Source organism: Serratia sp. UGAL515B_01 (genome assembly GCF_033095805.1).
Taxonomy (GTDB): Bacteria; Pseudomonadota; Gammaproteobacteria; order Enterobacterales; family Enterobacteriaceae; genus Chania.
Map to the genome: position 1 here is coordinate 3,653,168 of NZ_CP109901.1, position 22,772 is coordinate 3,675,939.

16 protein-coding genes are annotated in these 22,772 nt (G+C 47.3%); 6 read left to right on the forward strand and 10 right to left on the reverse strand.

The genetic code is table 11. The features are described 5' to 3' along the window. Positions 1-177: 177 nt before the first annotated feature. The 4 genes from glpG (at position 178) to tdcA (ending at position 4,584) form a co-directional block, all read left to right on the forward strand. On the forward strand, positions 178-1,014 hold the full coding sequence (gene glpG / locus OK023_RS16525; protein WP_317693738.1) for a rhomboid family intramembrane serine protease GlpG: 837 nt from the start codon (positions 178-180) through the stop codon (positions 1,012-1,014). A 358-nt stretch (positions 1,015-1,372) separates the two neighbouring features. Beyond that, on the forward strand, positions 1,373-2,131 hold the full coding sequence (locus OK023_RS16530) for a DeoR/GlpR family transcriptional regulator (protein WP_317693739.1): 759 nt from the start codon (positions 1,373-1,375) through the stop codon (positions 2,129-2,131). Between the two features lie 106 nt (positions 2,132-2,237). Next, positions 2,238-3,082, forward strand: a protein-coding gene (locus OK023_RS16535) for an IS5 family transposase (RefSeq protein WP_317693740.1) whose coding sequence is annotated in 2 segments (ribosomal slippage) — positions 2,238-2,583 and positions 2,583-3,082 — 846 coding nt in all. Because the reading frame shifts where the segments join, the coding sequence is not laid out codon by codon here. A 587-nt stretch (positions 3,083-3,669) separates the two neighbouring features. Beyond that, positions 3,670-4,584 carry a transcriptional regulator TdcA gene (tdcA, locus tag OK023_RS16540; RefSeq protein WP_317693741.1) on the forward strand — a complete coding sequence of 305 codons (915 nt, stop codon included), beginning with the start codon at positions 3,670-3,672 and terminating at the stop codon, positions 4,582-4,584. A 60-nt stretch (positions 4,585-4,644) separates the two neighbouring features. Here the strand turns inward: tdcA and OK023_RS16545 are convergent, their stop codons facing one another. Genes OK023_RS16545 through OK023_RS16555 form a run of 3 tightly spaced genes read right to left on the reverse strand, consistent with a single transcriptional unit; the run spans position 4,645 to position 7,133 of the window. Next, a complete protein-coding gene (locus OK023_RS16545; RefSeq protein WP_317693742.1) occupies positions 4,645-5,817 on the reverse strand; it encodes a M20 family metallopeptidase in 1,173 nt (390 codons plus the stop codon). 26 nt (positions 5,818-5,843) lie between these two features. Next, positions 5,844-6,302, reverse strand: a complete 459-nt coding sequence (locus OK023_RS16550) for a hypothetical protein (RefSeq protein WP_317693743.1) — start codon at positions 6,300-6,302, stop codon at positions 5,844-5,846. An 18-nt stretch (positions 6,303-6,320) separates the two neighbouring features. Then, entirely contained in the window at positions 6,321-7,133 is an 813-nt protein-coding gene (locus OK023_RS16555) for a DUF3100 domain-containing protein (RefSeq protein WP_317693744.1), read from the reverse strand. Positions 7,134-7,616: 483 nt separating this feature from the next. On the opposite strand from OK023_RS16555, the gene glpD reads away from it, so the two are divergent. Beyond that, positions 7,617-9,125, forward strand: a complete 1,509-nt coding sequence (glpD, locus tag OK023_RS16560) for a glycerol-3-phosphate dehydrogenase (protein WP_317693745.1) — start codon at positions 7,617-7,619, stop codon at positions 9,123-9,125. An 87-nt stretch (positions 9,126-9,212) separates the two neighbouring features. On the opposite strand, the gene glgP is transcribed toward glpD, so the two are convergent. The 6 genes from glgP to asd all read right to left on the reverse strand — a co-directional run bounded on the left by glgP (position 9,213) and on the right by asd (position 20,214). Beyond that, on the reverse strand, positions 9,213-11,660 hold the full coding sequence (glgP, locus tag OK023_RS16565) for a glycogen phosphorylase (protein WP_317693746.1): 2,448 nt from the start codon (positions 11,658-11,660) through the stop codon (positions 9,213-9,215). Positions 11,661-11,684: 24 nt separating this feature from the next. Continuing rightward, on the reverse strand, positions 11,685-13,118 hold the full coding sequence (gene glgA / locus OK023_RS16570) for a glycogen synthase GlgA (protein WP_317693747.1): 1,434 nt from the start codon (positions 13,116-13,118) through the stop codon (positions 11,685-11,687). Between the two features lie 84 nt (positions 13,119-13,202). Then, complete coding sequence (gene glgC, locus OK023_RS16575; protein WP_317693748.1) at positions 13,203-14,480, reverse strand: glucose-1-phosphate adenylyltransferase; 1,278 nt, start codon at positions 14,478-14,480, stop codon at positions 13,203-13,205. Between the two features lie 10 nt (positions 14,481-14,490). Next, positions 14,491-16,476, reverse strand: coding sequence for a glycogen debranching protein GlgX (gene glgX / locus OK023_RS16580; protein ID WP_317693749.1), 1,986 nt, complete (start codon positions 16,474-16,476; stop codon positions 14,491-14,493). Next, positions 16,476-18,659 (reverse strand): 1,4-alpha-glucan branching enzyme, encoded by a 2,184-nt coding sequence (gene glgB, locus OK023_RS16585; protein ID WP_317693750.1) that lies wholly within the window; start codon positions 18,657-18,659, stop codon positions 16,476-16,478. Before glgB ends, glgX begins: the two co-directional genes overlap by 1 nt. A gap of 451 nt (positions 18,660-19,110) precedes the next feature. Continuing rightward, positions 19,111-20,214 carry an aspartate-semialdehyde dehydrogenase gene (gene asd / locus OK023_RS16590; RefSeq protein WP_317693751.1) on the reverse strand — a complete coding sequence of 368 codons (1,104 nt, stop codon included), beginning with the start codon at positions 20,212-20,214 and terminating at the stop codon, positions 19,111-19,113. A gap of 275 nt (positions 20,215-20,489) precedes the next feature. Between asd and OK023_RS16595 the strand changes: the two genes are divergently transcribed. After that, positions 20,490-21,083 carry a YhgN family NAAT transporter gene (locus OK023_RS16595; protein WP_317693752.1) on the forward strand — a complete coding sequence of 198 codons (594 nt, stop codon included), beginning with the start codon at positions 20,490-20,492 and terminating at the stop codon, positions 21,081-21,083. Positions 21,084-21,125: 42 nt separating this feature from the next. Here OK023_RS16595 and gntT read toward each other — a convergent pair whose 3' ends face one another. Next, a complete protein-coding gene (gene gntT / locus OK023_RS16600; protein WP_317693753.1) occupies positions 21,126-22,442 on the reverse strand; it encodes a gluconate transporter in 1,317 nt (438 codons plus the stop codon). Between the last annotated feature and the right edge of the window lie 330 nt (positions 22,443-22,772).

The following is a 22,772-nucleotide window of genomic DNA, read 5'->3' on the forward strand; positions in this document are numbered from 1 at the left end:
TCTGTCTAGAGCTACAATGGCCAATGAAATAGCCCTGGAGGGATAGGCGCTAAACTGAATTCTCCTTTGTTTTTCAATATCTGTTCCCTATGCTCAAGATTTCAAAGGTATAATCAGGCATTAACGCCGCAGGGGACTAAACCCACGGCCAAAGTCATCTACTTAGACGGAAAACCTATGGTTCGAGTGATCGCCGTATCCAACCCTCGCTTGGCGCAGGCCTTTGTCGATTATATGGCAACACAGGGGGTCATACTTGAGGTCCACAATGCCGGTGAAGCAACCGAAATCTGGCTAGCAGAGGATGGTCGTCTGGAACAAGTACAACACGAACTACAACAGTTTTTGCTTGATCCCCTCAATCAGCGTTATCAGGCAGCCAGTTGGCAGGCAGGTAGCACCAACACCGGTTTGCATTACCAACAGTTTTCCTATCTGCAAACCATCCGTAACAAGGCTGGCCCCCTGACTCTCACCGTGATGGCATTGAGTATTGTGGTCTACATACTAATGCAAGTGTTGGGGGGCAATACGGTGATGTTCTGGCTTTCCTGGCCACAAAATGGATCGCAATATAGTCAGCTGTGGCGTTGGGTAAGTCATGCGCTTCTACACTTTTCGCTGCTGCACATCACTTTTAATCTGCTGTGGTGGTGGTATCTGGGAGGCCCTTTAGAGAAACGTCTCGGGGCCGGAAAACTGTTCGTCATTACCGTAGTATCAGCCTTTTTCAGCGGCTGGGCACAATCCTTGTTCAGTGGTGCACTGTTCGGCGGACTTTCTGGGGTCGTTTATGCCCTGATGGGATACGTCTGGTTGAGCGGCGAGCGAGCCCCGGAAAGTGGCTTAAGCTTGCCACGGGGCTTAATGGTATTTTCTGTGCTCTGGTTGGTTGCCGGATATTTCGATATCTTAGGGATGTCGATCGCAAATGCGGCACATATCGCCGGTTTAGTGCTAGGGTTATTGATGGCATTCTGGGACACGCGTCATCACACGTACAACAAACAATAACCGCAAGACATTTCTTCAGGTTGCTGTTCAAAAACGCAATGCGTTTTTGAACAGCGCTTACGTTGGCCCCGGAGGAGTAAGGCACAAACCTGTACCACATAACGCAGCAACTGAGGAACAAATCGGTCGTAGACCGATTTAAACGCGATCAAATCGCCACATGGAATAGTGCTACAGGTAAGAGCGTGCACAGGCTATAGCCAACCGTTGTGCGTATGAATGCGCGATACAAACCGCCTGGGAGGAGTGAACCGCGTTTGGCGTTCCTCATCATTCCCACCGGCTTGAAGCGTGAGGGACAACGGGTATATATCGAGGTTGAAATACAGCGAACGTACCAGCGTATTAGGGGATTATCGTGAAGCAAACACAGCGTCATGGCGCTATTATCGAATTAGTTCGCCAACAAGGATATGTCAGCACAGAAGAGTTGGTAGAGCACTTTGAAGTCAGCCCGCAAACCATTCGTCGCGACTTAAATGACCTAGCCGATCAGAACAAAATACAGCGTCATCACGGCGGCGCAGCCTTACCTTCAAGCTCAGTAAACACTGCCTATCACGATCGCAAAGTGATGTGGTCGGAAGAGAAGGCTCGCATCGCCCAACGCGTTGCCAGCCAGATCCCGGATGGTGCAACGTTGTTCATTGATATTGGCACCACGCCTGAAGCCGTTGCCCATGCACTGATGAACCATAAAAATCTACGCGTAGTGACCAACAATCTCAACGTTGCTACTCTCCTCACGGTCAAGGAAGATTTTCGTCTTATCTTAGCGGGTGGTGAAGTGCGCACCCGCGACGGTGGCATCATGGGAGAAGCTACGTTGGACTTTATTTCCCAATTCCGGCTTGACTACGGCATTCTCGGTATCAGTGGTATCGACATGGATGGTTCATTGCTCGAATTCGATTATCACGAAGTTCGTACTAAGCGCGCGATTATCGAAAATTCTCGTTGCGTTATGCTGGTCACCGATCACTCCAAATTTGGCCGTAACGCGATGGTGAATCTGGGAAATATGAACTTAATCGACTATCTGTTTACCGATCAAACCCCGCCGCCGGGCGTAATGAAAATTATCGAGCAATACGACGTGCAACTTGAGTTGTGCTAATGGTGAGCTACGACAAGCATCGGTTGCCTTGTTTTATGCTAGGCTGTGTCCCGTAACTATTTTTTGTACAATTTAGCGATATTTAGCCGACAAGAGGCTTTTGAATTTGGCTCGTTATGATGTCCCTGATGAGGCTTGGGCGCTCATTTCCCCCCTGTTGCCGCCTGAACGTAATCGTGTTAGCGGCGGTCGTCCCTACCTTGAACATAGGCCTGTAATGAACGGGATCTTTTGGGTGCTTTGCTCTGGTGCTCCCTGGCGAGATCTTCCTGAAAGGTATGGCAATTGGAAAACGATTTACAACCGCTTTAATCGTTGGTCAAAATCTGGAGTAATAAATAGTATTTTCAATAAATTACTCCAAATTTTGGATGAGAATAAACTCATCGATTGGGATGCTATAGCACTGGACGGCAGCAATATCAGGGCATTAAAAGCGGCAGCAGGAGCTAAAAAAAGTACCCCGATGAACTCAAGGATCATGGACTTGGTCGCTCTCGAGGTGGTTTTGGCACCAAAGTCCATTTGGCGACAGACAGCTCAGGGTTGCCGTTAAGCTTTTGCCTGAGCGGTGGGCAAGCTCATGAGAGTCAATATGCTGAAACGTTGCTAAACCGAGTTGGTATTATCAGAAAAAGCGGACACCTAAAGTCCCGCCCTAACGCCGTGTTAGCTGATAAGGGCTATTCGAGCCAGAAGCTTCGTAATCACCTGAAAATAAAAGGTATAAAAGCGGTTATACCTTTTAAATCGAATGAAAAAGCCAGTCGAGATGGGCGCAGAAAACTGGATACTCAGCGGTACCAAAAACGCAATGTTGTTGAGCGGTGCTTTGGGATATTAAAAGAACATCGTCGTATTGCCATACGCTCGGAGAAAACAGCCAGAAATTACCTTTGCATGCTTAAATTAGGCTCTGTTCGGTTGTTTTTAAGGCGACTATTGGGTTAAGGGACACAGCCTAAAGCGCTTTCAAGATACAGGCGGCCCAAGGAGGGGCCAAGTCACTGAGCCTTGCAGAAACTTGAATGAAGTCGGATATAACTTGTTATTTTATATTTATTATAAAGTTATCTTTAAATATAACACTAAATTGGTAGTGACGTTAAATACTTGATTTATTCAACAAGGCCTAAACAGAATTGAAAATATAAAAGCCTCACAGTTTATTCAAAATAGTCATATCACTATATACTCAAGTTCATTCAAGTTGCATAACGAAACCCTAGGAACTTACTCAAATCATTGACTGGGACGAGTAACAAATCTGCCGGAAGCAAATTTAAACGCGACTTGCTGCGGCCCGAGTGCGAGGCCCAAAGACGAGCCGAGTAATGCAGTCCACACCGCTGTGGCTTGAATGGCAACGGATATATAACGTATATATACCCAAAATAATTCGAGTTGCAGGAAGGCGGCAACGCAACGAATCCTCAGGAGCTTACTCAAGTAAGTGACTGGGGTGAGTGAGGAAAGCCAACGCACATGCAACTTGAAGTATGACGACTATAAGTATCTTAATAATCTGCGAGCATTGTATGAATGACTTACCGAAGAATAAACATCTCATTGTCTTTCTTGAAGTTTCAAGATGTGGTGGAATAATGAGTGCATCAAAAAAATTACATATGACTCAACCCTCTGTAACAAGAATAATAAAAGAGCTCGAAAGTCATATCGGCGTTCCTTTATTCCACAGAACTAACTCAGGTGTATACCTCAATCAAGCTGGGAATATCTTTCATGGCAGAATATTAACTTATATCAACGGATTACAAAAATCAGTTTCTGAAATCAGAGAGAAGTTTGGGAAAAATAACGAGACCTTCTCACTAGGTTACTCTTCACTTGTAGGTTACACGGTACTACCTGATGTTATAAATGAGTTTAAAATTACTCACAAAAATGTAGCCATCAACATATATGAGGGCCAATTATCAAGTTTACTTCCCATGATTAGTAATAGCACCATTGACTGCGCAATAGGTACCGTGTCTAACGATGAGCTATCTTACGAATATCATTCAGAAAAACTCTTTCGCAGTCGTTTCGCTGTTTTCTCTTCGCCTCTACACCCTCTTGCCAGGGCTAAAAGCCTAACCGAATTAAAATCAGCCAAGTGGGTGCTGCCAGAAACGAACTTCGGTTATTACAATAAACTTAATGACTTCCTTGAAATGCATGGTATCGATGTTAGCTCGTCGATAAGAACTGATTCGATCTCCTCCATCCTGAGTTTGGTCACCAGTGCAAACTACCTGACAGTTCTGGCCAGCCCCATGGGTGAAGGCAGAAATAAAAAATTATCACTGCATGAAGTTCAAATAAGTGAAGAAGTTCCATCTGCTGACTATTACTTGATATTTGGAAAAAGAAATATACCATCCAGTCTACTGGATGACTTCATGAAGATAATCAAAGAGAGGTGTTCAATAAGTTTATGGGGAGATTGAGCTTATTGTCGTTGAAAAGGGATGCCTTTATGTAGCAAGACATCCCTTTTTATCTTGAAATTATACGCTAGTGGCCAGCTCAATAAAAATTTGTGCACCAATCAGCAAACAGTCATCATCAAGATAATACGGATTAGCATGTAAATAATTAGAAATATTTTTCCTCTTGCAGCCGCTCCCCAAGAAGAAAAAAGCACCTTTTTTAGCAGGGATAGCGTTAATCATATAGCTAAAATCTTCACTGCCCGTCATAGGTTTACAATTACAGTCTACACGCTGCAAGAATTTTGACGCGCAGGTAACAACTCGCTGATATGCATATTCATCGTTGATCACAGCCGGATAACCCGTGCACACCATATTCGTTTCAAATCCCCGAATGGCACTCTCTTTCATGATTGACGTAAAGCTGTTCTTCAGGATTGAATCCGTTTCTTCATCCATTGAACGAATTGTTCCCCGAGCCTGAACATAATCAGGGACAGCGTTAGGAATTGTGCCACCATGTATCATGCCACAACCAAAAACGGCAGGGCTAAATGGATTGGTTTTCTTGGCAACAATATAGTCCAGATCGTCAATGATGCGAACGGCTTCTCTGATTGCATCGCGCCCATTCTGTGGCGTAGAGCCATGGGCAGAAATGCCATGAACGTCTAACGTCCAGGCGGCTCCCCATGAAGACATGATATGATTATTAATGTTGATTGAACCTACTTCCATTGAAGCATCATTGTGCAACGCATAAATCTCATCAACGCTATCAACACACCCAAGCTCTACCATTTTTTCTGCACCGGGTACCCGCATATCCTCTTCAGCCATCTGAAAGATGAATCGAACATTAAACTGGAGCTGCTCAGGATGCTCGGCGAGGAAACGCGCTGCAGTCAGAGCTATCGCCATGTGGGAGTCATGCCCACAGTTATGAGCCATGTTTTCATGGCAGGATTTATAATCATTCTCCGTGAGGTCTGGCATTTCTAAGCCGTCCATGTCAGCTCGAATAGCCATTCTTTTTAATTTTGGGCTAATATCGAGATCTGCATGAAAACCCGTATACCCTGGATATTCAGTAATATGATATCCGAAAGATTTCATCAGTTCTTTACAATAAGATGATGTTTTAAATTCTATCCCTGATGCTTCAGGGATAGTATGAAGATGATGTCGAACTCCCCGACTGAATTCATCAAGATATTTTAAGCTCTCTGATATCCGGTAATCGTTCATTACGCACTCCAATTATTGCCGAATATTTAAATGATATTCTGGAATTTAAGAATTAATTGTGCAACGAATGCCGCACCGAAAAATGCACAGGTAAAGACCACTAATGAGATAATCACTATTTTCCAGCTCAGTGACTTTAATTTATCAAGGCTGTTTCCCACGGATAACCCGGCAAATGCCAAAAGTGGTGTTGTAGTTGATAGGAAATCAATTTTGTTAGTTAACTTCATAAATATATGACTAACAGGAGAATATGGCATGCTGAGCAAAAGTGCAATTAATGTCGTCCAGGCAAAAGCCGGAAGAGGGACTTTAGGCAGCCACATTTTAATTTGCAGAGACATAATAATAATAACGAACATAATGACTGCGCCAGGAATTGATTCAACAGGCGACATTCCTTTACCCACGTATTGTGCTAATACTACCAGTGCAATACAAGGGATAATTATTTTTGTGTTATCTGAAAACTCTCTTATATTCATAATTCTTGCCCAATACGATTATTTGCGAAGAAGTTTGTACATGAAATTACTGAGTGGCAGTGCCAGAAAGATCAGTGCATACATACCCGTTACGGCTGCCAGCATGTTACTGGTCGCGGCAAATGCCAGGATCTGGCTCGATAACTCGGGTACGGCATTTGATAGAGAAGCTGATGCGGCTGCCATCATACTCCCTGACCCCAAACCACAGGCAACAGCGAGTGATAATGGATGTAATCCAAAACTCAACCCAACTGGGCTAATAATGCCAAAAAATACCGTCCCAATGACGCTACCGACAATATAAGTACCGAGTACACCTGTACCTTCGGGACTATCTATCCCATATTTTTCGCCAATAACGCCCAATGAAGGTTCTCTTGAGATACTGGAACAGGCACCGATAGCCTCTCTGCGCATTCCGAGTAAAATAGCCAATGGCATAGCGATGAGCACCGAACCCAGATTTCCTAACTCCTGCAAAACCAGTGCAGGCCCTGCCTTTATTACCTCCGCAACATTAGGGCCAACCAATGTGCCATACTTAACACCCAGCGGAAGTAAGGAGATCATGACAATATTTCCGGTAATTTTTATTGTCTCATGATTAAGAACATTCCCCATCGGCTTAACTATTTTACCCAATAAATCAGGGGTCACTAATACACCTATTATTACCGCATACAGCATAGGTAATAAGCTGAATTTGATACCAAAAGCGGTCACCATAGTGACACCGATGCTCTCAGATATGACTGTAATAAAACCTGCTGAAATAATTAATATAATCAGAGATCGACTTTGATTGGATAGGCTCATAAATTCATCCATATGTGATATTCATTTATTATTAAGGTATCAATTTGTGAGTGAAATGATAATTTGATTAATCTATGGGGTATTCTTAAATCTGATAGCGAAATTGTTTTTCTTGATACCAATCAATATATTCTCACCCACCTTACATATAACGTATTGATATAGTTATTATTTTAAATTATGTCGTTTAGATCACAATTTTGTGCAATCAAGAAACGTACCCTGACACCCTGATATAGTTAACTACCTCTTTTTGATTACATTTAATGACAATGATTGATGTATTGCAGCTCACTGAATGACTTATTACCTCAATAATTAGAGCTACAAAAGGAGCCACTGCAAACAACAGCACCTACGACACATAAATATTACAATTTTTGTCACAGAAATATTTATTTTGGTTAACTCTTGGCTTGTTTGTTGGTTTTTGATTACAATAATGAGCGGAAACGAACATGAAAGAACCATTTCGAACATTTGGAGGCAGTTGACGTGGAAACCAAAGACTTGATTGTTATCGGTGGCGGTATCAACGGTGCAGGCATCGCGGCAGATGCTGCCGGGCGCGGATTGTCTGTTCTGCTACTGGAAGCGCAGGACTTGGCCTGTGCTACGTCTTCCGCCAGTTCTAAATTGATCCACGGTGGTCTACGTTACCTGGAACACTATGAATTCCGCTTGGTTAGCGAGGCTCTTGCCGAACGTGAAGTGTTGCTAAAACTAGCACCGCATATCGCCTTCCCTATGCGTTTCCGTCTGCCTCATCAACCGCATCTGCGGCCAGCTTGGATGATCCGTACCGGATTGTTCCTTTACGACCACTTGGGAAAACGCACCAGCCTACCTGGCAGTAAAGGCTTAAGCTTTGGCCCCGGATCCGTTTTGAAACCAGAACTGAAGCGCGGTTTCGAATATTCTGATTGCTGGGTAGACGATGCACGCCTAGTGGTTCTGAACGCTCAAGCTGTATCCGAGCGCGGTGGAGACGTGCGTACACGTACCAAAGTGACCCGCGCTTGGCGTGAAAATGGCCTGTGGGTAGTAGAAGCTACCGACGTAGACAGTGGTAAGTCATTTAGCTGGCGCGCTAAAGGCTTGGTTAATGCCACTGGCCCTTGGGTAAAAAACTTCTTTGATGATGGATTGAAACTCAAATCGCCTTATGGCATTCGTCTGATCAAAGGCAGCCATATTGTGGTACCAAGAGTACATAACCAACCACAGTCTTATATTTTACAGAACGAAGACCACCGTATTGTGTTTGTCATTCCGTGGCTTGAAGAGTTTTCTATCATCGGTACTACCGATGTCGAGTACCACGGAGACCCTAAAGAGGTCAAGATCGACGATAACGAAATCGACTACCTGCTGAAGGTTTACAACGACCACTTTAAAAAACAGCTAGGCCGTGACGATATTGTTTGGACATACTCTGGCGTAAGGCCTCTGTGTGATGATGAGTCTGACTCACCGCAGGCCGTCACCCGCGATTACACGCTGGATGTGCATGATGATGAAGGCAAAGCACCGCTGCTTTCTGTATTTGGTGGCAAACTCACCACTTACCGCAAGCTGGCTGAACACGCAATGGAAAAACTGGCACCCTACTATCCAGGTTGCGGCCCTGCGTGGACTAAAAATGGTTCTCTGCCAGGAGGCGATATTGGGGGCGACCGTGACAGCTATGCCGCCAAACTCCGTCATCAACACGGTTGGTTACCCGAGTCTCTGGCACAGCGTTATGCCAGCACTTATGGTAGCCATAGCGAATTGATCTTGTCCAAGGCTCTCAGCCTGAGTGATTTAGGTGAAGACTTCGGCCATGGCTTGTACGAAGCTGAGCTTCGTTATCTGGTCGAAAAAGAATGGGTTATCGAGTTAGAAGATGCCATCTGGCGCCGTACTAAACTGGGTATGTGGCTCAACGAAAACCAGCAGGCAAGAGTTAAAGCCTGGCTGGCAGAACACGCAAAACTGAAAGCGCTGTCATTGGCATCATAAGCGCGCTGCAATAAAAAAAGGGGCATCAACCTCTGTGTTGATGCCCCTGATCTATTTTATTAAGGCTGAACTTCTAGCCCTATGCCATCACAATTTTATCGGCTTGATGTTCCAGATCTCATCTGCGTATTCCTGAATGGTGCGGTCAGAGGAGAAATAACCCATGTTGGCGATATTAAGCACCGTACGCCGCGTCCATTCATCCTGATTAAGATATACCTCATCAACTTTATCCTGGGTATCCACATAGCTACGATAATCAGCCAGCAGCTGATAGTGATCGCCAAGATTCACCAGTGAGTCAAACAAGCTGCTGTAGCGCTGCGGTTCCTCAGGGCTGAACATCCCCGTGGCGATCTGCGTTAATGCCTGATACAGTTCTTCATCCTGCTCAAAATACTGGCGAGGGTTGTAACCTTTACGGCGCAACTCATCCACTTGTTCAGCCGTATTACCGAAGATAAAGATATTCTCTTCACCTACATGCTCAAGCATTTCAACGTTAGCGCCATCCAGGGTACCAATAGTCAAAGCACCGTTAAGAGCAAACTTCATGTTGCTGGTTCCAGAAGCTTCAGTACCGGCCAATGAAATTTGCTCGGAAAGATCCGCGGCCGGAATGATCATCTGTGCCAGGCTGACACCATAGTTAGGGATAAACACCACTTTTAGATCATGATGCACGCGCGGATCATTGTTAATGACTTTCGCCACATCGTTAATCAAGCGGATGATCTGTTTTGCCGCGTAATAAGCAGAAGCAGCCTTACCGGCAAAGATCACCACACGTGGCACCCGCGCTGCTTCAGGATCTTGTAGCAGCCGGTTATACCTTGTGATCACATGCAATACATTCAGCAACTGCCGCTTATATTCGTGGATCCGTTTGATTTGCACATCAAACAAAGCATCTGGGTTCACAACGACGTTAAGCTTTTTAGCAATATAACTTGCCAGGCGCTCTTTATTCTGTCGTTTAGCTGCCTGCACTGCTTCAAGAAAACTCGGGTAATCCACGTTAGTTTTGATTTCACTAAGCTGGCTGAGATCGGTACGCCAGTTATAACCAATGCTCTCATCCAGTACTTCAGATAATGGCCGATTGGCCAGCCCTAACCAGCGACGTGGCGTTACTCCATTGGTTTTGTTGCAGAAACGCTCGGGGAATATCCGGGCAAAATCAGCAAACAACGACTGTACCATCAGTTCAGAATGCAGTGCAGAAACGCCGTTCACTTTATGACTGGCCACTACCGCTAACCACGCCATCCGTACCCGACGACCATTGGTTTCATCAATCAGGGATACACGTGCCAGTAACTTATCATCACCCGGTACGACCTGTTGTACGTGTTTGAGGAAATGGTCGTTGATTTCGAAAATAAGCTGCAAGTGACGCGGTAGAATTTTACCCAGCATATCCACTGGCCAAGTTTCAAGCGCTTCACTCATCAAGGTATGGTTGGTGTAGGAGAAGACTTTTTCTACCACTGCCCAAGCATCTAGCCAACTGAATTTATGCTCATCAATCAGCACATGCATCAGCTCAGGAATAGACAACACTGGGTGGGTGTCGTTGAGATGGATGGCAATCTTATCGGCAAGATTGTTGAACGTTTTATGCATAGTCCAGTGACGATGGAGAATATCCTGAACCGTCGCCGAGACCAGGAAGTACTCCTGCCGTAAACGCAATTCACGCCCAGAATAGGTGGAATCATCTGGATAGAGTACCCGCGATACGTTCTCGGAGTGGTTTTTGTCTTCCACTGCGGCAAAGTAGTCACCCTGGTTGAATTTACCCAGATTTATTTCGTTACTGGCCTGTGCGCTCCACAAACGCAGTGTGTTAGTCGCATCTGTATCAAAACCAGGGATCACCTGATCGTAGGCAATAGCGATAATTTCTTCAGTTTCTAGCCAGCGTACCTTCGCACCTTCTTGCTGAACACGGCCACCAAAACGAACTTTGTAACGGGTGTTGTGGCGTGGAAACTCCCACGGATTACCGTATTCCAACCAGTAGTCTGGAGATTCCATCTGCTGGCCATCGATTATGTTCTGCTTGAACATGCCGTATTCATAGCGAATACCGTATCCCCGTCCTGGCAACGCCAGTGTGGCAAGTGAATCAAGGAAACAGGCTGCAAGCCGTCCTAAACCTCCGTTGCCCAAACCAGGATCGTTTTCTTCCTCTAACAAGTCGCCCAGGCTCAGACCCATTTCATTTAGTGCGTCGTCAATATCCTGATAGATCCCCATGGATAGCAAGGCATTAGAGAGCGTTCGGCCAAGCAAAAACTCCATCGACAAGTAATAAACCTGACGGACATCTTGTGAGAGCTGGGCACGATTAGATCGTAACCAACGTTCAACCATCCTGTCGCGTACGGCAAATAACACAGCATTAAGCCAGTCATGTTGGGTGGCTATCGCAGGGTCCTTACCGACAGTAAACATCAGTTTATAGGCAATCGAATGTTTCAGCGCTTCAACACTGACCGTGGGTGAGGTGTAAGTAAACGGTAAAGTCATCGTAATTCATTCCCAAGTGCGTGATTACAACAAGCGTTGATAAAGCGACAAATAATCTTTTGCCGCAACTTGCCAGCCAAAATCAAGACTCATGGCATAGCGTTGTACGTGCCGCCACTCTTTAGGTCTGCTCCACAACACCAGCGCACGCCGAATGGCATTACCCAGTGCGATGGCATCACAGTCATCAAATACAAATCCGCTGGCGGTCCCATCAGCCAGATTCTCCAGCGCACAATCAACCACCGTATCCGCCAACCCACCGGTACGACGCACCAGTGGCAATGTGCCATACTTCAGGCCATACAATTGTGTTAACCCACAAGGTTCAAAACGGCTCGGCACTAGAATGACATCTGCCCCACCGATAATTTGGTGGGATAGTGACTCGTTATAACCAATCTGCACGCCAATCTGCTCTGGGTAATCGGCAGCCGCTGCCAGGAACGCCTGCTGCAACACTGCATCACCGGAGCCTAGCAGCGCCAATTGCCCCCCTTTCGCCAACAAGCCGGGCAAAGCTTCCAGTACCAAATCCAACCCTTTCTGGCTGGTTAAACGACTCACCACTGCAAACAACGGTAGCGATTCATCCTCTTTCAACCCCATACTTTTTTGCAAATGGATCTTGTTTTTAGCTTTTTCTTTCAGACGTTCAGCATCGTAACGCGCCACTAGGCATGTATCTTGGGATGGTTCCCAAATGTTTTCATCTACACCATTAAGAATGCCGCTCAATCTTCCTTGTCGCTGGCGATCCTGCAGTAACCCCTCCATACCATAACCAAATTCTGGCAGCGTAATTTCACGCGCATAGGTCGGGCTGACGGTAGTAACATGATCGGCATAGTAAAGGCCTGCTTTCAGAAAGGATATTTGCCCATAAAATTCAAGACCATAAACATTTAAGAACGACGAAGGTAGCCACAACTCCTGTAGATGATGAGCTGCAAACAACCCCTGATAGGCTAGATTATGTACGGTGAAGATCGAGCGCGCCGGGTAACCATTAGCAGCTAGGTAAGCACAGGCTAACCCCGCATGCCAGTCATGAGCGTGTATCAACTGCGGACGCCAGTAACGATCAAGACCTTTAGCCATCTCACAAGCCATCCAGCCCAGCAAGGCAAAGCGCCAATGGTTGTCGGGATAAGCGCTCATCGATTGGTCATGGTATGGGCTACCCGGGCGGTCATATAACCAAGGGGCATCAATCAGGTAAACACTCACACCGTGATAAGTGCCGTAACGCAGGCTTACGCGCCCGGCAAAGGAGTCGACCTCCGCGACAAGCACCGTATCTGGAATACCATTGCGTACGTCAGGAAACGCCGGTAACAGCACCCGAACGTCCGCTCCCTCAGCAATCTGTGCCGTCGGTAATGCTCCTACTACGTCTGCAAGCCCACCTGTTTTGAGCAATGGGTACATTTCAGAACATACGTGTAAAACCTGCATTATCACTCCTGAAATTCGCTAATAACTTCTCTGCGGAGAGGGTGGATGCAGAACACTGCATCCACGGGTTTGCAAGCAAAATACCTACAGCTTTGACAACATTTCACGCGTGACGAGTACGATCCCCTCTGCCGAGCGATAAAAACGTCTGCTGTCTTCATCCGCATTTTCGCCAATCACCATCCCTTCAGGAATATGGCAGGCTCGGTCAATGATGCAGCGACGCAAACGGCAGGAGCGACCAATGTTCACATCCGGCAGTAAGACTGAAGAATCGATAGTACAGAATGAGTTAACTCTGACACGCGAGAATAAGACCGAATGAACCACAACCGAACCCGAGACGATACACCCTCCCGCCACCAATGAGTTCATGGTCATACCATGGCTACCGGATCGATCCTGTACAAATTTGGCGGGTGGCAGGGGTTCCATATAGGTTCGGATAGGCCATGCGCGATCATACATATCCAGCTCTGGCGTAACCGAAGCCAGATCGAGATTAGCACGCCAGTATGCCTCAAGCGTGCCCACATCCCGCCAATAGGGTGGCAATTCAGGATTGGAGGTGACACAGGACAATGTGAACGGGTGTGCCCACGCAGCCTTTTGCGCCGTGATTTTTGGGATCAGATCTTTACCAAAGTCATGACTGGAGTCTGGATTGGACATATCCTCTTCCAGCAGTTTGTAAAGATAACTGGCGTTAAAAATATAGATCCCCATGCTGGCAAGCGACATTTGTGGATTACCCGGCATTGCAGGTGGGTCCATCGGCTTCTCAAGGAACTCGAGGATAAGATCGTTATCGTCCACCTTCATGACACCAAATTCGCTGGCCTCTTTACGTGGCACGGGAATACAGGCCACTGTACATTGCGCCCCTTTTTCCACGTGGTCGAACAACATGCGCGAATAATCCATTTTGTAGATATGATCGCCAGCCAGGATCACAACGTACTCCGCCTCATAGCGGCGGATAATATCAAGGTTCTGATAAACGGCATCCGCAGTCCCTTTGTACCAATGCTCTGTACTGAGCCGCTGTTGAGCTGGCAGCAGATCGACAAACTCGTTCATTTCCTCGTTAAGGAAAGACCAACCGCGCTGTATATGTTGCACCAAGGTATGCGAATGGTATTGGGTAATCACGCCCATACGGCGGATACCTGAATTCAGGCAATTTGACATAGCAAAGTCAATAATGCGGAACTTACCACCAAAATGTACCGCAGGCTTCGCCCGGGTAGAGGTTAAATCTTTCAAACGCGAGCCACGACCACCAGCCAGAATCAGGGCGACGGATTTATTCGGCAGTTGGCGCGCCAACATCAGGGGGTCTTTATTTTCAAACCTAACCATAGCTGACTCCTTAATTTTTCTTTGCCAGCACGCAAACAGAATGCGCAGCCTGGCACCAGGCGGTTAAAGTCGCCCGCGAATCGTCCTGAGTAAAGGGGGCAACAACCCGCCACTCCCCCTCAGGTAATGTCATCTCGACAGCGCAGGGGGTCGCATTGATCACCAGCAACCAACATTGCGACAGACGGACCTGTAAATACCGCTCTCCCTGTTCCCACTCCTGTGCACTGAGTGGTTGCCCATACACGTTCAACCACTGCACACTGCCATCTCCTTCCTGCCACCAGCGATCTCCTTGTAATGCGGGTATTTGCTGGCGCAGGCGGATCAATGCGGCGGTGTATGCTGTGAGGGAATCATCCGCCTTGGCCCAGTTGAGCCAGGTGGTTTCGTTATCTTGACAGTAAGCATTGTTGTTGCCTTGCTGGCTATGCCCATGCTCGTCACCGGCCAACAGCATCGGCGTTCCTTGGGACAGCAATAACGTGGCAAGAAGCGCACGCTGACTGGCCTTGCGGCGTTGCAAAACGGCATCGTCGGCAATCGGGCCTTCGACGCCGTGGTTACAGCTAAAGTTACGGTCAGTACCATCACGGTTTCCTTCGCCGTTAGACTGATTATGCTTCTGGTTGAAACTCACCACATCCTGCAAAGTAAATCCATCGTGGGCAGTCAACATGTTAATGCTGGTATGGGGCGCACGCCCACGTTGGTTAAATATCTCGCTGGAGGCAGCAAAACGATGGGCAAATTGACCAAGTGACAAATCGTTCTGCAGCCAGAAACGACGAATATCATCACGGAAATGATCATTCCACTCGGCAAAACGACCAGGAAATGCGCCGACCTGATATCCCCCAGGACCAATGTCCCAAGGTTCGGCAATCAGTTTACAGCGCCCAAGCGTATCGTCCGCGAGCATCGCTTGAAACAGCGGAGCATCGCGGTCAAATGCCGGTGTTCGGCCTAATACTGTGCCAAGATCGAAGCGGAAACCGTCGACATGGCACTCTTCTACCCAAAAACGCAGACAATCCATTACCCACGCAACGCCTGCTGGCTGATCTAACCGCAACGTATTACCGCAGCCGGTGGCGTTATCGTAATGACCCTCAGGCGTTAGCCAGTAGTAACTTGCGTTATCAATGCCACGAAACGACAACGTTGGTCCATCAGCATCCAGTTCTGCGCTATGGTTGAACACAACATCGAGAATCACTTCAATCCCCGCTTTGTGCAAAGCTTTTACCGCATCGCGGAATTCACGCAACGGCGTCATATCGGTAGCCAAACTGCTATAACGATTATCCGGCGCAAAAGGCGCCAGCACGTTGTATCCCCAATAATTGATTAGCCCCAGGCGCTGTAAACGCGGTTCAGTGGTGTGCTGTTGAACGGGCAATAGTTCCAGCGCCGTAATCCCCAACCGTTTGAAATAGGCAATCATCACTGGGTGGCCCAACGCAGCAAAACTACCGCGCAATGCCGCAGGGATCTCCGGGTGCAGCAACGTTAGGCCCCGAACATGAGCCTCGTAGATAACCGTCTTGCTCCAAGGCGTTGCTGGCGGGCGATCATCTTCCCAATCGTACCGTTCATCGATCACCACGCACTTTGGCATTAACATCGCACTATCATGAGGTTCCGGATGATCGTACCCCCCATGCAAATACAGATGGTCGGCTACCGGGCCTTCTACCGCACGCGCTGCCGGGTCAAGAAGCAGTTTATTGGCGTTAAAACGGTGCCCATGCTGGGGTTCGAACGGCCCATGCACCCGAAAACCATAACGTTGCCCCGGTTTTCCGCCTGGCAAATAACCATGCCAGATGTTCCCACTGCGAGCAGGTAGAGGTATGCGTGTTTCTCGATATTGTTCGTCGAACAGACAGAGTTCTACCTGTGTAGCATGCGCAGAAAACAGCGTGAAATTGACGCCACTACCGTCGTAGTAAGCCCCTAAAGGCGCAGCGATACCAGGCATCAACAGCGTCATTACACCCCCCGCAACAGGTAAACCGTTGCTAAAGGTGGCACCATTACGCTGATCGAGTGTTCACGCCCATGACTACCGATCGGTTCCGAGACTACCCGCCCTTGATTGCCAGCATTGCTACCGTGATAATGGAACGAATCGGTATTTAGAATTTCCTGATATTCACCTGGGCGGGAAATACCAATACGATAATCATGGCGAGGTACCGGGGTAAAATTGCTGATGGCAATCAACTCATTCCCCTGCGAGTCATAACGTGCAAAGGCAAGCACCGAGTTTTCATGGTCGTCCACCACCAGCCATTCAAAACCGCCGGGACGATAATCACACTCATACAATGGAGCATTGTGCTGATAGCAGTGGTTAAGATCGCGTACCAATCGTTGCACACCGTGATGCCAACTATCATCTCCTTCCAGCAAATGCCAATCCAGGCTGGTATCGAAATTCCATTCACGCCCTTGCGCAAACTCACAGCCCATAAACAGCAATTTTTTCCCCGGATGTGCCCACATGAAACCGTAATATGCCCGGAGGTTGGCAAATTTTTGCCAGGCGTCACCCGGCATTCGATCCAGAATCGAACATTTACCATGCACGACTTCATCATGTGAGATAGGCAACACGAAGTTTTCTGTATGGGCATAGAGCATGCCAAAGGTCATCAGATTGTGATGATATTTACGGTGTACTGGGTCGCATTTCATGTAGCTGAGCGTGTCATTCATCCAGCCGAGATCCCACTTATAATGGAATCCTAAACCATTAGCATCAGGCGGTAACGTAACGCCGGGATAATCGGTAGACTCCTCCGCCAGCGTCACTACACCAGGCCGCTCCTTACCCACCATCTGATTGGTATAGCGCAGGAAGGAAATCGCCTCCAAATTCTCCTTACCACCATAATAATTAGGCACCCACTCGCCATCTGCACGACTGTAGTCACGGTAGATCATCGACGCAACCGCATCGACTCGCAGACCATCGATACCAAAACGTTCAAGCCAGTAGAGCGCATTACCCGCCAAATAGTTGCGGACCTCATGACGACCGTAGTTGTAAATCAGTGTATTCCAGTCCTGGTGAAACCCTTCGCGCGGGTCGGCATATTCATACAACGCAGTCCCGTCAAAATTTGCCAAACCATGAGCATCACTGGGGAAATGCCCCGGAACCCAATCGAGGATCACATTGATCCCTGCTTCATGAGCAGCAGCAACAAAGGCTTTAAATTCTGCGGGTGTACCGAAACGGCGTGTAGGCGCATATAAGCCCAGAGGCTGATAACCCCAACTGCCATCGAACGGATGTTCATTGATTGGCAAAAGCTCAATATGAGTGAATCCCATCTCTTTAACATAAGGGATTAATTGCTCAGCAAGCTCTTGGTAACTTAGCCAGAAATTATTGTCAGTATGGCGACGCCAAGAGCCCAAATGCACTTCATAAATCGAGATTGGACGATCAAAATCATTGGCCCGTCTTCTCTCTGATGTGTTTTCCACCACCGCAGGCAGCGACGTGATTAATGATGCCGTTTCTGGTCGCATTTGCGCCTCAAAGGCGTAGGGATCGGCTTTTAATTGAAGATTACCGTAGCAATCAATGATCTCGTATTTATACAGTTGCCCAGCTTTTACCCCTGGTAAAAACAGCTCCCAGATGCCGTTCTCCCGGCGCAAACGCATAGGATGCCGTCGGCCATCCCAGAAGTTGAATTCACCAACAACAGATACCCTTTGGGCATTCGGTGCCCATACGGCAAAGCTGACGCCTTCAACACCATCCAGCACACAAGGATGTGCGCCTAGATGCTCATAAGGCCGTAGATGGGTTCCCTCCGCTAATAACCAGCTGTCAATATCTTGCAACAAAGTACCAAAACGATAAGGGTCTTCGAGGATTTGCTGATGATCGCTCCAACTCACTGTAAGTTGATAACGGAAGGGATTTTTACGACGGGGGACGATGGCACTAAAAAAACCGCGAGCATCTTCACAATTTAGCTGCACCAGGCGCTTACCCGTTTTGCTCTCTATCAGCCATACTGCTCCGGCATCTGGCAACAAAGCGCAGATCTGTAACCCACGTTCGGTAACATGCATGCCAAGCAATGAAAAAGGATCTGCATAGTGACCAGAGATTATCTGATTAATCACGTCACGTTCGGGAAGTACAGACATTATATTCTTCCTTTAGTTAAGAGCATGACTTTAAAAGGCTACACTGACAGCAAAGAAGCCATTGGGTCTATCATGCAATTGATTTGCTACCTAAAGCGTGATTTCGGTCGGTTATTAGCTAATCCATTACCGCCCCAAGCTATAGTTTCGCTCTTTATGGTTATTTTTCGGACAAGCCATCACCATTTACGGCGACTTTATTCAACAACCGGTTAAGCATAGCCAATGCCAGCGAAAAAATTGCCGCATAACGAAGGAAAATTCTTTATCGGAAAATCAGCAGAATTAACGACACATTGTGTTGTTATTTACCTGCAAAAGTAAGTATTTAAAGGCGAAACCTCCCCGCTCGTTCGACGCTTTCACACGCAACGCACCCAAGAACAGAAGAGTTTAAAACAAGACGTTCAAGGGCTGTAAGAACCCAGCCCTCAGGAAATTCAGTTTAAAGCTACAGTAGGATACGCAGCATGCGGCGTAGCGGTTCCGCTGCTCCCCAAAGTAACTGATCGCCAACGGTAAACGCAGAAAGATATTCTGGCCCCATATTCAACTTACGTAGACGGCCAACAGGCGTATTCAAGGTTCCGGTCACTGCAGCAGGCGTTAGCTCACGCATAGTCAGTTCGCGGTCATTGGGGATCACGCGTACCCAATCGTTGTGCGTTGCCAACATTTGTTCAATTTCTGGCAAAGAAACATCTTTCTTCAGCTTCAGAGTAAAAGCCTGACTATGACAGCGCAGCGCACCAACACGTACACACAAGCCATCTACCGGAATGGTCATTGATGTGTCGAGTATTTTGTTGGTTTCCGCTTGTCCTTTCCACTCTTCGCGGCTCTGACCATTATCCAACTGCTTATCAATCCAAGGAATAAGACTACCTGCCAAGGGAACGCCAAAGTTATCGGTCGGCAACTTACCGGAACGGGTTGCTTCAGTCACTTTACGCTCAATGTCCAAGATCGCCGAGGCTGGATCCTGAAGCTCTTTCGCCACGTCCGCATGCAGCATACCCATTTGGGTCAACAATTCACGCATGTGACGAGCCCCTCCTCCGGACGCAGCCTGATAAGTTGCCACAGATGCCCACTCCACCAGATCGTTGGTAAACAGGCCTCCTAAAGACATCAACATCAAGCTAACGGTACAATTACCACCAACAAAGGTCTTGATGCCCTTGTTCAATCCTTCCTTGATCACCATACTGTTTACAGGATCAAGAATAATGATTGCATCATCTTTCATACGTAAAGAAGAAGCTGCATCGATCCAATAGCCTTGCCAACCAGCTGCCCGCAGCTTTGGGTAGATTTCATTAGTGTAATCACCGCCTTGGCAGGTAATGATAATATCAAGTTCGCGTAGTGCCTCAACATCGTAGGCATTCTGCAGCGTGCCCTGCTGGCCACCGAAAGCCGGTGCAGCAGCGCCATGCTGTGAAGTGGAAAAGAATACTGGCCGAATGGCGTCAAAATCGCGTTCTTGCGACATGCGTTGCATGAGTACGGATCCGACCATTCCACGCCAACCAATGAAACCAACATTTTTCATATCTATAGTCCTGCCTTGGAGGATGACTATGCCCAAAACCTTAAGGCCTCAGTGTTACCATCGGCAGTCAAGACAAGAGACATAGCTAAATTATAAGTTGTGTGCGATATCTTCCCACCTTACAAAATGTCGGCGCAGGCGCAAAGTGAATTTATTCGATAGAGAAACGATTATCAGCAATCCTGCTTATACTCTATCGCTGTGGCTTACCTAAAAACTGCGATACAAAATCTATAGTATTAGCGTATTGGGCGTTATTTGACGTTGAGGTAAAAATGACAGAAATGATTTCAGCAACGATATTGCTGTTCTTAATCATGGACCCACTTGGTAACCTGCCGATTTTCATGTCGGTGCTTAAGCACTTGGAGCCACGTCGCCGTCGGATTGTATTGATCCGTGAATTATTAATTGCACTGTTGTTGATGCTTATTTTCCTGTTTGCTGGCGAACGCATTCTGGCATTTCTTAATCTCCGCACTGAAACAGTCTCAATATCCGGCGGAATTATCATGTTCCTCATCGCTATCAAAATGATATTCCCATCTAAAGAGGGCAATAGTACCGGACTTTCAGCTGGCGAAGAACCGTTCCTGGTGCCACTCGCTATCCCATTAGTGGCAGGGCCGTCAATTCTGGCGGCGTTGATGTTGCTTTCACATCAATATCCAAATCAACTTTTACACCTGGTGGGAGCATTGCTGATTGCTTGGGCATTGTCTGCCGCGATATTGTTATTATCGAACCTGTTTTTCCGTTTGCTGGGGAGCAAAGGCCTAAGCGCATTGGAAAGGTTAATGGGGTTAATTCTAGTTATGCTTTCCACCCAGATGTTCCTGGATGGCATCAGAGCCTATATGAAACTGTAACATGTTGAGCACAGCGGACCACTGTGCTCTTACCATGCGGGCTTAAATCACCATGGCCAATAACAAACAGCCAATCAGGCCACAGACAGAGATGATAGTTTCCAATACCGACCAGGATTTGATGGTTTCCATAATAGTCAGGTTGAAATACTCTTTGAACAACCAAAAACCGGGATCGTTAACGTGAGAGAAAATCACGCTCCCCGACCCAACAGCAATAACCATCAGCTCCGGGCTGACGCCGGTCGTTGCAATCAATGGAGCAACAATCCCACCGGCGGTGATTGCAGCAACAGTTGCTGACCCCAAAGCGATGCGCAATATCGCAGCTATTGACCAGGCCATCAGGATAGGTGAAACATTGCTGCCATGCATCATACTGGCAATATAGTGCTCAACGCCGCTGTCCACCAATACCTGCTTGAACGCCCCGCCACCACCAATGATCAACAGCATCATTGCAATGATTTTGATAGATTCATTGATGGTACCCATCACTTCCTCCATGCTACGCCCCCGGTTTAGGCCAAAGGTAAAAATGGCAATCAGCACCGCAATCAACGTAGCCATAATCGGATCGCCAAAGAACTCGGCATAAGGCAGTAATACATGACCCTTCGGCAATACCATTTCCGCAACCGCACGCAATGCCATCAGGATCACCGGTACTAGAGAGGTCGCAACGCTGACGCCGAAACCGGGCATTTCTTCTTCAGTAAAGATTTTAGGATTGTACAGCCCAACAGGGATGGGTTTATCTATTCCCTTGAGGAAACGGGCATACACCGGGCCTGCCAGAATCACAGTGGGGATCGCTAACAACGTACCGTAAAGAAGGGTTTTCCCCATATCTGCATGAAAAATTGTTGCAATAGCCGTTGGACCAGGGTGCGGCGGCAAGAAACCGTGGGTTACGGACAACGCTGCTGCCATGGGCACACCAACATACAACAACGGGATACGCGCAGATGCAGCAATCGTGAAAACCAATGGCAGCAATAGTACAAAACCCACTTCATAAAAGAGAGCGAAACCAACGGTAAAACCGGTCAGTACAACCGCCCATTGAATATGCTGTTTACCAAATTTATCGATCAGGGTAGTCGCAATACGCTGCGCGCCACCACAATCTGCAAGAAGCTTACCGAGCATGGCACCAAAGCCCATAATCAGTGCTAAACCGCCCAATGTGCCGCCAACACCGGCCTTGATAGAGCCGATGACTTTATCCACCGGCATGCCCTGCATAATACCAACCGCCAGCGCAACCAAAATAAGCGCGATAAAGCCGTTCAGTTTAAAGCGGATCATCATCAGCAGCAGCATGGCTACGCCAACGGCAACAATCACTAATGGCATAATTTTCTCCAACTTTTTATGACTTACCCTCTTTGCAAAACAGCAAAGAAATGAGGATATTTTGTTTTAGTTGTACGGCCCTATCCTGGTGCTCTAAGAAAGTGGTTGGGTACAGTGATGTACTTAATTGCCCGTCGCACTAGCGTGCAATTAAGGGACACAACCTAATGGGGTGAGTACCGCAACGCGGCGACGTAAGAGACATGGGTATTACCCTTTATCTATCCTTTGTGATGACAATCACACCTCCATTTGTTACCGGTATCATGATACCGGTAACATGATAAAATTCGAAACCACAGACCCAGGTAAAATTCGTATTCTGAGATA

Excerpts from the sequence above, each read along its gene's own strand:
- glpG (WP_317693738.1), top strand. The coding sequence starts at position 178 with ATGGTTCGAGTGATCGCCGTATCCAACCCTCGCTTGGCGCAGGCCTTT.
- tdcA (WP_317693741.1), top strand. The coding sequence starts at position 3,670 with ATGAATGACTTACCGAAGAATAAACATCTCATTGTCTTTCTTGAAGTT.
- OK023_RS16545 (WP_317693742.1), bottom strand. The coding sequence starts at position 5,817 with ATGAACGATTACCGGATATCAGAGAGCTTAAAATATCTTGATGAATTC.
- OK023_RS16550 (WP_317693743.1), bottom strand. The coding sequence starts at position 6,302 with ATGAATATAAGAGAGTTTTCAGATAACACAAAAATAATTATCCCTTGT.
- OK023_RS16555 (WP_317693744.1), bottom strand. The coding sequence starts at position 7,133 with ATGGATGAATTTATGAGCCTATCCAATCAAAGTCGATCTCTGATTATA.
- glgP (WP_317693746.1), bottom strand. The coding sequence starts at position 11,660 with ATGACTTTACCGTTTACTTACACCTCACCCACGGTCAGTGTTGAAGCG.
- glgA (WP_317693747.1), bottom strand. The coding sequence starts at position 13,118 with ATGCAGGTTTTACACGTATGTTCTGAAATGTACCCATTGCTCAAAACA.
- glgC (WP_317693748.1), bottom strand. The coding sequence starts at position 14,480 with ATGGTTAGGTTTGAAAATAAAGACCCCCTGATGTTGGCGCGCCAACTG.
- glgX (WP_317693749.1), bottom strand. The coding sequence starts at position 16,476 with ATGACGCTGTTGATGCCTGGTATCGCTGCGCCTTTAGGGGCTTACTAC.
- glgB (WP_317693750.1), bottom strand. The coding sequence starts at position 18,659 with ATGTCTGTACTTCCCGAACGTGACGTGATTAATCAGATAATCTCTGGT.
- asd (WP_317693751.1), bottom strand. The coding sequence starts at position 20,214 with ATGAAAAATGTTGGTTTCATTGGTTGGCGTGGAATGGTCGGATCCGTA.
- OK023_RS16595 (WP_317693752.1), top strand. The coding sequence starts at position 20,490 with ATGACAGAAATGATTTCAGCAACGATATTGCTGTTCTTAATCATGGAC.
- gntT (WP_317693753.1), bottom strand. The coding sequence starts at position 22,442 with ATGCCATTAGTGATTGTTGCCGTTGGCGTAGCCATGCTGCTGCTGATG.